Annotated in this window: 13 protein-coding genes; 11 read left to right on the forward strand and 2 right to left on the reverse strand. The window is 44.8% G+C overall.

The features are described from left to right. Window positions 1-103: 103 nt before the first annotated feature. Genes H3S83_RS07670 through dprA form a run of 4 tightly spaced genes read left to right on the forward strand, consistent with a single transcriptional unit; the run spans window position 104 to window position 4,243 of the window. A complete protein-coding gene (locus H3S83_RS07670) occupies window positions 104-1,066 on the forward strand; it encodes an aspartate carbamoyltransferase catalytic subunit (RefSeq protein ID WP_077971677.1) in 963 nt (320 codons plus the stop codon). Further along, the gene (locus tag H3S83_RS07675; protein ID WP_198239336.1) at window positions 1,063-2,361 is read left to right on the forward strand and encodes a dihydroorotase; all 1,299 of its coding nucleotides are present in this window, start codon (window positions 1,063-1,065) and stop codon (window positions 2,359-2,361) included. The genes H3S83_RS07670 and H3S83_RS07675 overlap by 4 nt, the downstream gene beginning before the upstream one ends. 32 nt (window positions 2,362-2,393) lie before the next feature. Further along, window positions 2,394-3,035, forward strand: a complete 642-nt coding sequence (plsY, locus tag H3S83_RS07680; RefSeq protein ID WP_198239337.1) for a glycerol-3-phosphate 1-O-acyltransferase PlsY — start codon at window positions 2,394-2,396, stop codon at window positions 3,033-3,035. Between the two features lie 32 nt (window positions 3,036-3,067). Beyond that, window positions 3,068-4,243, forward strand: a complete 1,176-nt coding sequence (dprA, locus tag H3S83_RS07685; protein WP_198239338.1) for a DNA-processing protein DprA — start codon at window positions 3,068-3,070, stop codon at window positions 4,241-4,243. Here the strand turns inward: dprA and H3S83_RS07690 are convergent. Further along, window positions 4,224-4,394, reverse strand: a complete 171-nt coding sequence (locus H3S83_RS07690) for a hypothetical protein (RefSeq protein ID WP_188318327.1) — start codon at window positions 4,392-4,394, stop codon at window positions 4,224-4,226. The genes dprA and H3S83_RS07690 overlap by 20 nt on opposite strands. Before the next feature lie 246 nt (window positions 4,395-4,640). Between H3S83_RS07690 and topA the strand changes: the two genes are divergently transcribed. The 4 genes from topA to rpmG all read left to right on the forward strand — a co-directional run bounded on the left by topA (window position 4,641) and on the right by rpmG (window position 11,325). Further along, the gene (gene topA, locus H3S83_RS07695) at window positions 4,641-7,301 is read left to right on the forward strand and encodes a type I DNA topoisomerase (RefSeq protein WP_198239339.1); all 2,661 of its coding nucleotides are present in this window, start codon (window positions 4,641-4,643) and stop codon (window positions 7,299-7,301) included. A gap of 30 nt (window positions 7,302-7,331) precedes the next feature. Further along, a complete protein-coding gene (gene rnr / locus H3S83_RS07700) occupies window positions 7,332-9,590 on the forward strand; it encodes a ribonuclease R (RefSeq protein WP_198239340.1) in 2,259 nt (752 codons plus the stop codon). Between the two features lie 290 nt (window positions 9,591-9,880). Beyond that, on the forward strand, window positions 9,881-11,053 hold the full coding sequence (locus H3S83_RS07705) for an MFS transporter (protein WP_198239341.1): 1,173 nt from the start codon (window positions 9,881-9,883) through the stop codon (window positions 11,051-11,053). 104 nt (window positions 11,054-11,157) lie between these two features. Then, window positions 11,158-11,325, forward strand: a complete 168-nt coding sequence (gene rpmG, locus H3S83_RS07710; RefSeq protein ID WP_075870557.1) for a 50S ribosomal protein L33 — start codon at window positions 11,158-11,160, stop codon at window positions 11,323-11,325. A gap of 719 nt (window positions 11,326-12,044) precedes the next feature. Here the strand turns inward: rpmG and H3S83_RS07715 are convergent. Beyond that, a complete protein-coding gene (locus H3S83_RS07715) occupies window positions 12,045-14,030 on the reverse strand; it encodes a murein L,D-transpeptidase (RefSeq protein ID WP_198239342.1) in 1,986 nt (661 codons plus the stop codon). 547 nt (window positions 14,031-14,577) lie between these two features. Between H3S83_RS07715 and H3S83_RS07720 the strand changes: the two genes are divergently transcribed. Genes H3S83_RS07720 through H3S83_RS07730 form a run of 3 tightly spaced genes read left to right on the forward strand, consistent with a single transcriptional unit; the run spans window position 14,578 to window position 16,325 of the window. Then, a complete protein-coding gene (locus tag H3S83_RS07720; protein WP_198239343.1) occupies window positions 14,578-15,189 on the forward strand; it encodes a molybdenum cofactor guanylyltransferase in 612 nt (203 codons plus the stop codon). After that, entirely contained in the window at window positions 15,173-15,700 is a 528-nt protein-coding gene (mobB, locus tag H3S83_RS07725) for a molybdopterin-guanine dinucleotide biosynthesis protein B (RefSeq protein ID WP_077971692.1), read from the forward strand. The genes H3S83_RS07720 and mobB overlap by 17 nt, the downstream gene beginning before the upstream one ends. 1 nt (window position 15,701) lies before the next feature. Further along, window positions 15,702-16,325 (forward strand): glutathione S-transferase family protein, encoded by a 624-nt coding sequence (locus H3S83_RS07730; RefSeq protein WP_077971693.1) that lies wholly within the window; start codon window positions 15,702-15,704, stop codon window positions 16,323-16,325. Window positions 16,326-16,344 lie beyond the last annotated feature (19 nt).

The following is a 16,344-nucleotide window of genomic DNA, read 5'->3' on the forward strand; positions in this document are numbered from 1 at the left end:
CAAACCATATAAACACATTTAGTTCTCGTGCGGTTAAATCAGACATTGCATAAAAAGCAAGCCTTGTTGTAGTGTCAGTCAGTTTCTTCAGGAAATTTTCATCATGACACAAACAACATCTTTCCCCATTTTTCCCCACCGGCATCTTTTAGGCATTAAAGGCCTGACTGCGCACGACCTGACAACATTGATCGACCGTGCTGATGCCAATGTCGCAATATCGCGACAACTTGACAAGAAAAAAACGTCCATGCGCGGGCGAACACAAATTAATCTTTTTTTTGAAAATTCGACCCGGACACAATCCTCATTCGAACTTGCAGGAAAAAGGCTCGGAGCCGACGTGATGAATATGGCGGTGAGCCATTCGTCGGTAAAAAAGGGCGAAACGCTTATTGATACAGCAATGACGTTAAATGCCATGCATCCCGATATTCTCGTCATTCGGCACAAATCCGGCGGTGCGGCCGCATTGCTTGCACAGAAAGTGAGTTGCTCGGTAGTCAATGCCGGTGACGGCGCCCATGAACACCCCACACAGGCGTTGCTTGACGCTTTGACAATCCGGCGTGCGAAAGGACGAATCGATGGTTTGACTGTGGCTATCTGTGGCGACATTTTGCATTCGCGTGTGGCCCGCTCCAATATCCTCAGTCTCAATGCACTAGGAGCTCGTGTGCGTGCTGTTGCCCCCACAACGCTTCTTCCCAATGAAATAGACAATATGAGTGTGGATGTTTTTACAAACATGCAGGAGGGCATAAAAGATGCAGATGTTGTTATGATGCTTCGTCTGCAGCGCGAACGCATGTCGGGGGCGTTTATTCCTTCCGTTAGAGAATATTTCCGCTTTTTCGGGCTTGATAAACAAAAACTCGGACTGGCAAAAAAAGATTGTATTGTTATGCATCCCGGACCGATTAATCGGGGAGTAGAAATTGCATCCGACATTGCTGATGGTCCGCAAAGTGTTATCCACACACAAGTTGAAATGGGAGTTGCTGTCAGAATGGCTGTTATCGAGGCTCTTTTGGATCCGCGTCGCAGCGAAGGAGAAAATCAATGACGCAGTCGATCGTTTACCAAAATGCCCGTATCGTTGATCCGTCATGTGACAAAGACGAAATAGGAACGCTCATCGTCGTTGATGGTATTATAAAAGCTTGTGGTGCTAATGCTCAAAATCAGGGAACGCCTGAAGGGGCAGAGGTTTTTGATGCCCAAGGAAAGGCAATCCTGCCAGGACTGGTTGATGCCCGCGTTTACGTAGGCGAACCCGGGAACGAACATCGCGAGACGATCCGCTCGGCAAGCAATTCCGCGGCTGCGGGCGGCGTTACGTCTTTTGTTATGATGCCAGACACCCATCCGGTCATTGACGACGTAGCGCTTGTCGAATTTGTAAAACAGACCGCTCGCGATAATGCCTGTGTTCATGTTTATCCTTCGGCGGCAATTACAAAGCAACTGGCCGGTCAGGAAATGACCGAATTCGGTCTTTTAAAAGAATCCGGCGCCATCGCTTTTACCGACGGTCATCAAACAATCGAAAATTCTTTGGTTCTCAGGCGTGCCATGACTTACGCCCATGACTTTGATGCGCTCATTATCCACGAAACGCAGGACAAGTGGCTGACAGGTACAGGCGTTATGAATGAAGGGCTGCTTTCAAGCTGGCTTGGCCTTGCGGGTATTCCCAAAGAGGCGGAAGTGATTCCGCTGGAAAGAGATTTGCGTTTGGCCGCTTTGACGGGGTGTCGTTATCATGCAGCCGAATTGTCCACTGCAATGTCGGCAGATGCCATGCGTCAGGCAAAACAGAAATTGAATAATGTAACAGCCGGAGTATCAATCAATAATCTGACATTGAATGAAAATGACATTGGCGAATATCGGACATTTTTCCGCCTTTCGCCGCCGCTCAGATCAGAAGATGATCGCCATGCTATGATTGAAGCTGTCCGCGATGGAACGATCGATATGATTGTATCAAGCCATGATCCTCAAGGTGCTGATACAAAACGTTTACCCTTCGAAGATGCAGAAGCCGGTGCTGTGGGTATGGAGACGTTACTTGCTGCCGCTTTGCGACTCTATCACGATCAATCGTTATCACTTATAAAAATTGCCGCTTTGCTCTCTACCAATCCGGCAAAGATTCTGGAAATCGACGCGGGCAGTCTAAAACCCGGAAAAGCTGCCGATTTCATATTGGTTGATCTCGACGACCCTTGGGTTTTAACTCTTGATATGCTGCATTCTCGTTCAAAAAATACCCCGTTCGAGAATGCACGTTTTCAAGGACATGTGCTAAAAACCTACGTGTCGGGAAAAATGGTATACCAATATCAGAACTCTTGAATTGAACGGCAAAACTAAAAAAGGGTAACTCCATGGCCGACATCGGTTTATCTCCCAAAATGGTCTCATGGTTGACATTGATTATATGCTATCTCGTCGGCTCTATTCCCTTCGGACTGCTATTCACCCGATTGGCCGGCCTTGGAGATGTCCGTAAAATCGGTTCGGGTAATATTGGTGCTACGAATGTTTTACGCACCGGTAACAAGAAAATCGCACTGCTGACGCTTTTATGCGACATGTTTAAAGGCACTCTTGCGGTTTATATTGCCGCTTTCTTATCGTCATTGGATTATAACAATATTGTCGTTGTTGCTTTGGGTGGTTTTGCAGCCTTTATAGGTCATATCTATCCGATCTGGCTCAAATTCAAGGGTGGTAAAGGTGTTGCAACCTATCTCGGCGTTTGTCTGGGATTTTTTCCACCCGCTGCACTGGTGTTTATCTGTGTTTGGCTGCTTACCGCATTTATTACCCGTTATTCTTCACTTTCTGCGCTTTTTGCAGTCATTCTTGTTCCGGTTTTCATCATACTTTTCATGGATACCCCATCCCAGAAACTCTTTGCTATTGTTCTTTCGGTAATGAGTTTAATCGTTATTTTGAAACATCATACCAATATACGACGTTTAATGACTGGGACAGAAAGCAAAATCGGTTCTAAAAAAACATAGCAGGAAAAATATAGCGGGAAGTTGCAATTCAGATGGAAAAACGTAAAGGGATTCCCCTCACCGATATGCAGCGCCTCCATTGGCTACAATTGATACGCAGTGAAAATGTGGGAGCTGTTACGTTCATTGATCTTATCGAACATTTCGGTTCGGCAGGTGAAGCCCTTATTGCACTTCCGGAACTGAGTTCCAAAGGGGGCAGAGGAAAGCCTATCAGGATCGCCAGTCGTGAAGATGCAGAGCGCGAACTCGAACTTTCGGAAAAAATCGGCGCACGTTTTATCGGCTTGGGTGAGCCCGATTATCCTCCCTATTTGCGGGCAATCGAAGCACCTCCCCCTCTCATTTTGGTAAAAGGAAATTGTGATCGTTTTTTTTCTCCCTCTGTGGGTATCGTAGGCTCGCGAAATGCATCGGCCGGCGGGAAAAAACTGACAACACTGTTTGCCAATCAGTTGGGGAAAACGGGTTTCACAACAATTTCCGGTTTAGCCCGTGGAATTGATACAGCCGCTCATTATGCGAGCATTGATACCGGAACAATTGCAGTGATGGCCGGTGGAATTGACCATATATATCCGCCGGAAAATAAAGAGTTGTATTTCACCATATTGGATAAAGGCGGGGCGATCGTCAGCGAAATGCCCATTGGAACTCAACCCAGAGCTCAGGATTTTCCCCGACGCAACAGAATTATTGCCGGAATGTCACTTGGACTTCTGGTATGTGAAGCAGCAACCCGTTCAGGCTCCCTGATTACTGCCCGATTGGCTGCGGAAATGGGGCGCATCGTTTTTGCAATACCGGGTTCTCCGTTAGATCCACGTGCACAGGGCACAAATAATCTCATTAAAGAAGGTGCACTGCTTGTCACCCGTCCGGAAGACATCACAGAAACACTCACACCTTTATCTCCATCACAAGATAATAGGCAATTAGCGATATTCGGTGATACCGACGAAAACTATACAGAGCTTCCACAAACACCGGTTTTATATAAAAATGCAATTGACAGAATAGATAAAGACCGTGACGCTGTGTTAAATGCTCTTTCTACAGCACCGATTGACCTGGAGACGCTCAGCCTTGCATCCGAAGTCCCGATTGACCAAATCTATCTCATTCTGGTCGAATTGGATCTGGCGGGAAAACTTGTCCGCCACAGTGGCGGCATGGTTTCAATTGCTGTCACTGATTTTTCTGACTAGACTCGCTATTTTTTAGAATATTTTGTCCTTCTTTGGCGACCATGTCCAACAAAAATGCCAAAAACGGCGAATCGACATTTATTGCCATCTCGTTCATTTGTTTAGACATATCAGTTATATAGCCTATGATTTTCAAGCGTTCTATAGACATGTAACTTCTCCTCGTTACGTTAATTCTCCTTATGTTTTATTGATCTGGAGCCAACGTAAAAATTTTCATGGTCAACGCGTCATTTTTAATGATTGTTAGTGAGATTTATTATAATAACGTGTACTTTTTCATAGTGCAATCATTAGTTGCATATACGTTTTTTTTTCATTTAGCCTTGACCAAAGCTATCAAGCCGGTCAATTGAGAGGGGATAAAAATCATTGGTTCAGGGAAACGGATATCATTATGGATGTTGTCGTAGTCGAATCACCGGCAAAAGCTAAAACGATCAATAAATATCTAGGACCCGATTATAAAGTGCTGGCGTCTTTCGGGCATGTGCGTGATCTACCGGCAAAAGACGGGTCGGTATTGCCGGATCAGGATTTTGCGATGAAGTGGGACACCAGCTCTACCGGTGCAAAACGTCTCGCTGAAATATCGAAAGCTTTGAAAGACGCCGATGGTCTTATTCTGGCAACCGACCCTGACCGCGAAGGTGAGGCCATTTCCTGGCATGTTCTTGATGTTTTGCAGCATAAAAAGTTATTAAAGGGCAAACCCGTTAAACGGGTCGTCTTTAACGCCATTACAAAACATGCCATTTTGGAGGCAATGAAGCACCCGCGTGATATAGATATTCCGCTGGTTGATGCATATATGGCAAGACGTGCGCTTGATTATCTCGTAGGTTTCACGTTATCGCCTGTGCTTTGGCGAAAACTGCCGGGAGCGCGTTCTGCCGGTCGTGTACAGTCTGTTGCATTGCGTCTTGTTTGCGACCGTGAGTCGGAAATTGAACACTTCAAGCGCGAAGAGTATTGGTCAATAGAAGCTAAACTAGCCACTCAAGCTGATGAAAGTTTCATGGCAAGATTAACTGCATTCAACCAGAAAAAGCTCGCGAAACTTGATATAAAGACCGAACAACAAGCTGAAACCATTCGCAGCATGCTGGATGGCGCCGATTATCGCACCACAAGTGTCGAATCAAAGCCGACCAAGCGTAATCCGGTTCCTCCTTTTACAACGTCAACATTGCAACAAGCTGCTTCCTCGAAGCTTGGTTTTTCAGCTTCACGCACAATGCAGATTGCCCAAAAGCTCTATGAAGGAATTGATATAGGCGGAGAGACAACCGGCCTTATCACCTATATGCGTACCGATGGTGTTCAAATCGCACCGGAAGCAATTGATGCGGCAAGAAATGCAATTCAAGACACATTCGGCGAAAAATATGTGCCCGAAAAGCCACGTTTTTATTCTACCAAGGCGAAAAACGCCCAAGAAGCTCACGAAGCCATTCGCCCGACAGATTTCAAAAGAAAACCTGACGATATCAGGAAATATCTCGATAACGATCAATTCAAGCTTTATGAACTCGTCTGGAAAAGAGCTATTGCAAGCCAGATGAAGCCCGCCGATATCGAAAGGACAACTGTCGAAATCGAAGCTATCAAAGGTTCTGATCGTGCAAATTTGAGAGCCGTTGGGTCTGTGATAAAATTCGACGGTTTCATCGCCGCTTATCTTGATCAAAAAGACGATGACGCGGCTGATGGGGACGATTCCGTACGACTTCCGGAAATGGCAGCAGACGAAAAGCTGAAAAAAGTTTCCATTGAATCTCTGAAACACACAACCGAGCCCCCTGCCCGCTACACCGAAGCAACGCTTATTAAAAAGTTGGAAGAACTGGGAATTGGTCGTCCGTCGACATACGCGTCTACGCTCGGAACATTGCGCGACCGTGATTATGTCACGATTGAAAAACGTAAACTTATTCCGCAAGCCAAAGGGCGTATTGTTACAGCCTTCCTTGAAAATTTCTTCAATCGTTATGTAGAATATGATTTCACTGCCGATCTTGAAGAAAAGCTGGATCTGATTTCCGATGGCAAACTTTCATGGAAAGACGTTTTGCGCGAATTTTGGGACGCTTTTAATGCCTCGGTCGCCGACATTAAAGAATTGCGGGTAAGCAATGTCCTTGATGTATTGAATGATGCACTTGCTCCACTTGCATTTCCGCCCCGGGAAGATGGCAGTGATCCACGCTCCTGTCCGCTTTGCCATGAAGGTCGCTTGTCACTCAAACTCGGTCGTTACGGTGCATTTGTCGGCTGCTCGAATTATCCCGAATGCAAATATACAAGGCAATTGGGGAGTGACGACACTTCCAACGGCGAAAACGCGCAAATCGATGGACCAACGATACTTGGAAAAGATCCTGATACCGGCGAAGATGTGACACTTAAAACCGGTCGTTTCGGCCCCTATGTTGAGTGTAAACATGGCGAGGAATTGAAACGCGCCGGTCTGCCAAAAAGCTGGACACCGAACGAAGTCAATCTGGAAAAAGCTCTGGCACTGTTATCCTTGCCAAGAGAAGTTGGTATCCACCCCGAAAATGGTAAGCCGATTATTGCAGCAATTGGGCGATATGGGCCTTACGTCTCCTGTGACGGGCAATATGCCAACCTTGAAACACCTGAAGAAGTGTTTGACATCGGCATCAATCGCGCTGTTACTGTTCTGGCGGAAAAACAGGCGCGCGGTGGCTCTCGCCGGGGTTCCACACCTAAAGCTCTGGCAACACTTGGAGAACATCCGGAAGGTGGAGAGGTAACTGTACGTGACGGGCGCTATGGACCTTATGTCAATTGGGGAAAAATCAATGCAACGTTACCAAAAGGCAAAGATCCGGCATCTGTGACCTTGGCTGAAGCTTTGGAACTGATTGCACAAAAAGCAGCTTCTCCCAAAAATGGCCGTAAAGGTGCTGTAAAGAAGTCACAAGCAAAAGCCGGAACGTCAAAAAAGACTGCCACAAAAAAGACTGCCGCAAAAAAAACGACAGCAAAAACTGAAGCAAGCAAAAAGACAACTTCCAAAAAAGGTGAATAACCCGTCAAACGGCGGGATGGAAAACAAGCTATGAAACAACATCCCGACGTTAACCGGAAAAGTTCCCATCTCCCTACAAAGGACGATATTCTCTCTTTCATTCGGGAAAACCCGAATTTGTCAGGAAAGCGGGAACTTGCCAAAGCTTTCAACCTCAAGGGGGATGCGCGAATTTGGCTAAAAGATCTTCTGCGCGAACTCAAGGCCGAAGGTGTTGTTGCCAAACAGCGTAATAAATTAGTTCCCAAACACACTTTGCCGCCTGTTACACTTATCGATATTAAAGGTCGCGATCGCGACGGCGGTTTTATTGCCTTTCCGAGCGACTGGGATGGCGAAGATGCGCCCATTGTCTCGCTCCATCCGGCAAAACATACGAAAGGACCGGCTATTGGTGTAGGAGATAGAGTCCTAGCCAAGATTTTTCGTAACAAAAGAAAAGATGGTCCTGCTTATACCGCTCGCGCAATCAAAAAAATCGATAAACAGGAACTCACGACAATGGGAGTTCTTCGTGATATTGGCAAAGGTAAATGGCGTTTGGAGCCGATCGACCGGAAAGCTTCCGAAATTGCTGTCGATTTGCCGCCGGATAGTGAAGCAAAATCCGGTGACCTCGTGGAGGTCGAAATCGGACGGGACAAGCATTACGGTTTAAAGCGCGGAAAAGTAACAGCAATTCTGGGCAGTATCGATAGCGAAAAAGCTTTGTCAATGATTGCGATCATCTCGCATGATATCCCTTATGTTTTCCCTGAACGTGTACTTGCAGAGGCAGAAGCTGCAAAACCCGCTACGATGGACAATCGTGAAGATTGGCGCGATCTTCCGCTCGTCACTATTGATCCGGAAGACGCAAAAGATCACGATGATGCGGTTTACGCCGAAATAGATACTAGCGAGGACAATAAAGGTGGTTTTATTGTCGTAGTAGCGATTGCCGATGTCGGTTATTATGTCCGGCCCGATAGTGCACTTGATAAAGAAGCACTGAAACGCGGCAATTCGGTTTATTTTCCCGATCGCGTTGTGCCGATGTTGCCGGAACGCATTTCCAACAATCTATGTTCGTTGCGAGAAGGAGAAGACCGTCCGGCTATCGCGGTGCGAATGATTTTTGATGATCAGGGGAAAAAACGAAACCATAGTTTTCACCGCGTCATGATGCGTTCTGCCGCAAAACTCTCTTATGTGCAGACACAAAAAGCGATAGACGGAAAGCCGGATGAAAAGACGTCTCCGATAGTTGAAAATGTTTTAAAGCCTCTTTGGGCAGCCTATGATGCATTAAAAAAGGCGCGCGACAAACGACAGCCGCTAGAGCTTGATCTTCCTGAACGGAAAATTATTCTTGACGAAAGCGGCCGCATCAAAGATGTCGTTGTCCCGCCGCGGCTTGATGCCCATAAGCTTATTGAAGAATTTATGATTCAAGCCAATGTCTCGGCCGCCGAAACTCTCAAATCTAAGCACCAGCCTCTGATTTATCGTATTCACGACCAGCCTTCGCTTGCAAAACAGGAAGGATTGCGCGAATTTTTGCATTCGCTTGGTTTATCGCTCTCTCGAAGCGCCGAACTGACACCCGAACGCTTCAACAAAATCCTCGAGCGTGTAAAAGATACAGACCAGCAAGAGCTCGTCAATCAAGTGGTTTTGCGTACACAATCGCAAGCGGAATATGCTCCCGAAAACATAGGTCATTTCGGGCTCAATTTACGTAATTATGCACATTTTACGTCTCCCATTCGCCGTTATGCGGACTTGACTGTCCACCGCGCGTTGATCCGTTCATTGAAGTTCGGCAATGATGGTTTAACGGATGAAGAAGAAAAAAATCTTGATGAAATTGCTGTTGCAATTTCTCTCACCGAACGCCGTGCAATGGCCGCAGAACGGGAAACGATAGATCGCCTTGTTGCTCACTTTCTTGCCGATAAGATAGGAGCTGAATTTACAGGTCGTATCGCCGGTGTAACAAAATCCGGTTTATTCATATCGCTTGACCGCCTCGGGGCCGACGGCTTCACGCCCATTTCAACTCTGGCAACAGACTATTATATTTTTGATGAAGCCAGACACGCTTTGATCGGCCAAAAGAGCCATAAAGGCTACCAATTGGGTGACAGCGTCCATGTGCGTCTTGTCGAAGCCCAGCCAATTGCCGGCGCGTTACGCTTCGAGATGTTGAGCTCTCCAAGACCAATGGCGTTTTCGCCCGTATCTCATCATAAAACCAAAACAGGTGCACGCCGTTTTAACCGTTCAGCACGAAAAAGCCGAACGTAAACCAATAAGGGGTTTGTTCAGTGATTTTCGGTTTTGTTAATGAACCGAAATTATCAAGTCAATTAACAAAGATTAGAGCGTGATCATTGCGGCAACAAATAATTATCAAACATCCCGAAAATTGACTTGAACAAACAGAATAGGTAAATTTGACCGTAACTATAATTATGCAAAGAAACGCATAAAAAACAAAGAAGGATTGATCAGCCTTATTCTAGCATCCCAAGCGATTTTGAAAGATAACGCTTTCCTTTTCCCGATTATTATAAGAGATAACCAGTTATTCTATCATGCAGCCTGATCATCCCTCACAGAATTTGAAGCCATGGCGCGCAATATTTGCCGCCACTGCAACGATTGGTGCAGTGGGTATGGCATTGGGGCTCGGGACCCAACTTATTTCTATTCTCATGGCTGCCCGTGGTTTTTCCAGTAGCGTGATAGGTTACAGCGGAACTGTGGGCGGAATCGCAACAATTATTGCTGCCGTTTTTACAGCACGAATTGCTAAAAAACTCGGTGTTGCACGTTCCATATTGACGATGATGTGCGTCGGATGTGCAAGCTTTTTAGGATTTTATTATTTCGAATCGATTTTTATCTGGTTCGTTTTGCGCTTCACCTTACATTTTGCCATTACGGTGATGTTTATCCTTTCCGAATTTTGGGTAAACAGCTCGGCTCCTCCAGCTAAACGCGGCACGATTCTTGCGATATATGCGATTACACTCGGGCTAGGTTTTACTATTGGCCCTACCCTTCTTGCCCATGTAGGAAGTCAGGGTTTTACTCCATTCGGTACGGCCTGTATTCTGATTGCTCTGGCAGCAATTCCAATTGTTATTGCCTGGAACTTAAGCCCGACATTCAAAGATAGCGACCACGTTGCTTTTATCCGCTATATTTTTGCTGTGCCAAGTTCAACTATGGCCGTACTGGTTTACGGTGCAATACAAATGGGCGCATTGACGCTTATTACCCCCTTCAGTCTGAATCTCGGCTATAGCGAGGGTGAAGCTGCCAAATTCATGTCCATACTTGCGTTGGGAAATGTTCTCCTGCTTATTCCGATAGGTATTATAAGCGATTTTGTTACGGACAGACGCTATCCCTTGATGGGCTGTGCAATCATTGGCTTGATCGGGACAATATTGATTCCCTGGATTGCAGAGGTCAAATGGCTGCTTATTCTTGATCTTTTTATTTTGGGAGGAGTTTCGGCTGGCCTCTATACAATAGGTCTGGCGCAACTTGGAGCACGTCTCAAGGGATTCGAACTTGCTGCAGCCAATTCAGCCTTTATTTTTTGCTATGGCATCGGAATGCTTGTCGGACCAACGGCAATCGGAAAAGCGATGGATCTGTTTCCACCTTTCGGTTTTTCGAACACAATGGCCACATTTTTCGGACTTTATATCATTTTAGTGGTCTCAAGAGTTGTGTTAAAGCTAATCCGCTCTTGACTTTTTGTACAACATCCTTAGTGTCGCGGCAAAATCCACGTGAACCGGAACGATATATCCGGTTTAAAGGTGGTCGTTTTATTTTTAGGAACAGGATCCTTATTATGGCTAAAGCAGCATCCATTAAAATCAAGCTTTTGTCGACTGCAGATACCGGTTTTTTCTATGTTACAAAGAAAAATAGCCGCACAATGACAGAAAAAATGACAAAACGTAAATATGACCCGATTGCAAAAAAGCATGTCGAGTTCAAAGAAACAAAAATCAAGTAATTGATTTTTTTCAATTGAAAGAGCCGCTTTTCTGCGGAAAAGCGGTTTTTTTATTAGCTGATTTTTAATTATCAGGACAAAATTAGCCGATTTCTAATCAACAAGCCAAATTGCCTTTATTATTTTGGTAATTTTCCTCACCTTTTTATCGATTTGCCCACACCTTTTATCAATAATTGACGATTTGATTATCCAGCTGATCAATGACTGCGATTGTGCACATTCAAAACCTTGCCCGCTCTTTTATCGGTAGAACGCTCCAATCACTTTCGTAAACTTCCCAATTCTTTTCATGGAAATAGTTGACTACAATTGGAATGGACATCATTCCATAACATCAATTTTTTACAGAGCCCTTTTCACACGACAAAAGGCATAATTGTTTTAAAACTGTCGGAGCACTATTGATATTATCATCAATATTTTAAAGAGCTGAACTGTTTCTGCTTGTCCGCATGTATTTGCTTATCTTCAGGTGATGGCACAATTTGAACGGCCACTGTCGAGCCAAATTTACCGGAAGGCCCACTGATCTTGTCATCAAGACGGGAATTCACAAAACAATACCGACAAGCTGACAGCCAATGCCGCTCGATTAACAACGAGATCGTGGAATTTTTTGAAGATAGCTGCCATCTGCAACTCTATCCTCAGAAAACAAGTCCGGATCACCTCTTTCATGAAATGATCGCCGAATGTTTTGTCTCGCTATTCCGGTTTTACATATTTTGCTGTCTGACGGAATCGGTTTTTTCTGTTGCTCCGGCCATCAACGCGTCGCGGCTATAAACATCATCATAATAGTTGATCCTACCGGTTTTAAGATCAGGCCAGGCGGTAAAATAAGTAAGATAGACCGGAACCGGTTGACCGAGCGATACGCTTCTTTCACCTTTTGCAAAATAAGGTTTCAAATCATCAACATTTTTGCCCAGCACCGCTGCCGCCATTTCACGAGGATATTCAAGCCGCACACAACCATGACTGAGCGCGCGCATATCACGTGAAAATGCCGCTTTATTGGGGGTATCATGCAGATAGATATCATGTTTGTTGGGAAAAAGTATCTTGAGTTCGCCCAAGGCATTTGTTTTCCCCGGCGTTTGGCGAATACTGATTCCACGGCCGTTTGAAGCAACTTTTTGCCAGTTGACCGCAGACGCCGAAACCGGTTTGCCGGTGCTGTCATAAAGCTGGTAATTATTGCGCTGGAGGTAACCCGAATCCTGCAGGATACGAGGCAACATTTCATTTACGACAATAGAATTTGGAACACCCCAAGAAGGATTAAAAGTAACAAGCCTTATCCGGTCATAGAAAAAATAAGTTTGTCTTTGTGGGCTCCCCACAACAACCTTCATGTCGAGCCTGATTTCGTTATTCTCGACATATTGCGCTCTGTATGCTGCCTGATTGATCAATACATAACGTGAACCAAAATCATGCGGAAGCCACCTGAGGCGTTCCATTGAATTAATGATTTTTTGTCGCTTCACATCAACATTATTATTTACCAATGTTGCGATGGTTGAAGGCCCGATAATACCATCGGCCGTTTTATTGACGAATTTTTGATAATCTTTGACAGCATCAACCAATTGGCCGTTATAATTTTTCTCACCATTGAGATTTTGCAGTATCGCTTTATGCTCACTGAGATAGCCTGATGGCGCCCGACTTAAAAGGAGCGCTGTAAATTTGGGCAAATTGTCATTCGTTTCGCCCGGTTTGATTACGGTTTGGGCTGCAATTTTAATATTATCATTATGACGGGCTTCGGGAAGTTCTGCCAAAGCTTTCTTCAATGTTAGGTAATAGTCAGATTGTGGAAGATAGGATTTTAAAATCGCAATCGTGTTTTCGCTCTTAGCAATCCGGTTTAACTCACCGGCAAAGTCTATCTCTTTTCGTGGTAAATCATGAAAAGGAGACAAGCGGTCGGCAATAATCCTTCCGTTTGAAGCGTCTTGAATGTAGCGCAAAATCCGGCTTGTCAAAGTGACATCAAAATTGGCGAGCGCACGCTGTCGTTCTTCACCGAATAGATTTTCATCCGGCATTTTCACTATATAATCTTGTGGTTCCAAGCCGTCGTCATCTAGATGGCTAAAAAAACGCAAAATATCTTTTGCTTTTGTAACAACTTCCCCGTCTTGCGACCATAAAAGTTTCGGATTTTGTTCGTAATAGTGAATGACTATCCCGGCTATCGACTGTTCCGCCTCAGCATCAACAACGGACAAATCGGCTAAACGAAACTCTGTTGTCGCTTGTTCGTCTTTTGAAGCGCCGCCTTCCAGTATAACATTATAGCGGGCAGATAATGGCAGGTTGAAGGGAGAAGATGATTTTACGGTCGAATTCGTCTCGATAAGATCGATCGCCGGAAATTTGATTGGCACGATACGTTCAGGCTTATAATCAAATGGCTTGGGACTAGCGATAGTTGCACGCTTGATTTGTTCGATATTCGGCTTCTTGATCGCTTTATTTTGCGACTTGTCAGACAATGAAGGGTCTTGCACCTTGAGCTGGTTGTTTCCGTCCACCGGTGCTTCATACACCGGTGCAGGCTTCGATTTTTTGCTGAACAATTCCATCAGATTGTTGATGGCGAAAGCTTGTTCCACGCAAAGAGGCGAAGCATAAAGTACAGAACCGGCGAAAAATGTAAAAACAAGGCGAGAGATTGGTTTTTTCAACATTGTCCAGCTTTTCCGAGAAATTACAGCAACCTTTTACAAGATTTTCGTAACCAAGCTGTTAAACCTGAAATGCTCCCTGCCAATTGTTATTGCCTTCCGACAATTTTTTGATCCTCCTTAAAAGGCTGCAGGATTTCTATCGAGCTTCGCCTTTGTCACGACACGTCAAAAAAAATGTCGCGAATTGAAGCAGCATATTGGATAAGAAATCACTTCTCCTCTCACGAAACCTTCCGGAATATTTCATTCCCCTGTCTCCGAATGCGTTAATCGTCGATTTTTTCTAACCTTTCCAGTATGTTAGAGTAATTTTTATGCTTTTGCAGCGAGGTGGTCTTCAAACAGGAATAAAAGAAAACAAAAACTTGTTATGGCATTTCTGTCGACTTTGAAGAATGCATCCATTAAAATCTGTCGACAATTTAATGCTTCCTATCCTGCAGTCGAAATGTCCGAATGAAGCAATGCATTGGATCAAAAAGGCCATAGAGTGTTTTGTCAGGTGTTTATCACAATGTGATAGGAACGAGGACGCAGAGTTAAATCAATGAGAATTTTGGGTTTGATATTGGCTGGTGGTCATTCCTCCCGAATGGGACAGGATAAAGCAGGTTTAAAATTTGGCGGGAAGACCCTTGCGGAAAATCAGCGTGAGATATTGGTAAAGCACCATTTTCCCGTCGCAATAAGCTCCAATACCCGAGTAAACACCGACATTGACATACCTGTTCTTCCCGATCCACCCGAAGTTAAATATGCAGGTCCGCTAGCGGGTATATATGCCGGACTTCAATATGCTTCTACAAATAACTACCAATTTGTACTTACAATGCCGGTTGATTGCCCGATTATACCGGATGAATTTTTTGTTAAAATGACTTCGGCAATCGACACTACGACTTGTCTGAGGATTGCCTCCACACCATCGGGGTTGCAACCGACTTTTGCCCTGTGGGCAACAAAGCTTAAATCCGACCTTTTCAATTTTTTGATAGGTTCCGAAAACAAAAGCATCCGCTCATTCGCTTTTGCTCACAATGTGTCTATAGTGCGGTTTGACAATGTTTATAGCGAAGGTGCATTCTTTAACGTTAACACGCCTGAGGATTATCAATATCTACAGGAAAATTTCGGGATAAAAGATGAAAAACAATCTTAAAGTTTTCGGTGTAACCGGCTGGAAAAACAATGGAAAAACCACCATGGTGGTGCGCCTTGTTGAAGAATTGACTTCACGCGGCTACAAAATTTCCACGGTTAAACACGCTCATCATGATTTTGATATTGATCATGAAAATACAGATTCATGGCGTCATCGCAAATCCGGCGCTCAAGAGGTTGCGGTCGTATCATCGCGTCGTTTTGCACTTATCCACGAAAACAAAACAGAAGAAGAAACGCCACTTTCTACCATTCTGGACCTTTTATCACCCTGCGATCTCGTTATAGTCGAAGGATATAAACGTGATAAGCATGATAAGCTCGAAGTTCGCCGCAAAGGTGGCAAAATTGGCGAACCTCTCAATAAATCGGACCCGCATATTGTCGCTATTGCATCGGATGAGCCTGTAGCGGAAAAGCATTTGCCTTATTTCAATATTGATGATGTAGCAGCAATTGCCGATTTTATTGTTAAACATATGAAACTGGAACAAAAGCAAGAGGCATAGAATGCTCGTACTTTGGGGGCGCCCTACGTCTAGCAATGTAAAAAAAGTTCTTTGGACTCTCGAAGAAGTCGGGCTCGATTATCAATATATCAAAGCTGGCGGCGCATATGGTGGATTGGATACACCGGAGTTTTTAGCACTTAATCCGAATGGATTGGTTCCCACAATCAAGGATGACGACCTGGTTCTTTGGGAATCCAACACAATTGTGCGCTACCTTGCCGCTCGTTATGGCAAAGGGGTATTGTGGATCGAAGACTGCGGGAAACGTGCAGCTGCCGAAAAATGGATGGATTGGACAATGGGGACATTGTTTACGCCATTTGTAGATCTCTTGATGAATGTTGTTCGCCTTGCTCCCGAAAAGCGTGACTCCCGAAAAGTTGTCGAGGCTGTAGACAAGTTCGAAAAAGGACTTGCGATTATGGATGGCGAGCTGAAAAAGCAGCCTTTCCTTTCAGGAGAGAATTTGGGGATCGGTGACATCATCCCCGGCGTTTTTGTTTATTATTATTATGAGATGGATTTGCCGCGTAAAAACAAGTTTGCCCATGTCGAATCCTGGTACCAAAAATTACAAACACGCCCCGGATATAAAAAACATGTCATGATTCCAATCAGCTAAAGATTAAATCGCCTTGGTC

The organism is Bartonella sp. W8122, assembly GCF_016102485.1.
Classification (GTDB): domain Bacteria; phylum Pseudomonadota; class Alphaproteobacteria; order Rhizobiales; family Rhizobiaceae; genus Bartonella; species Bartonella apihabitans.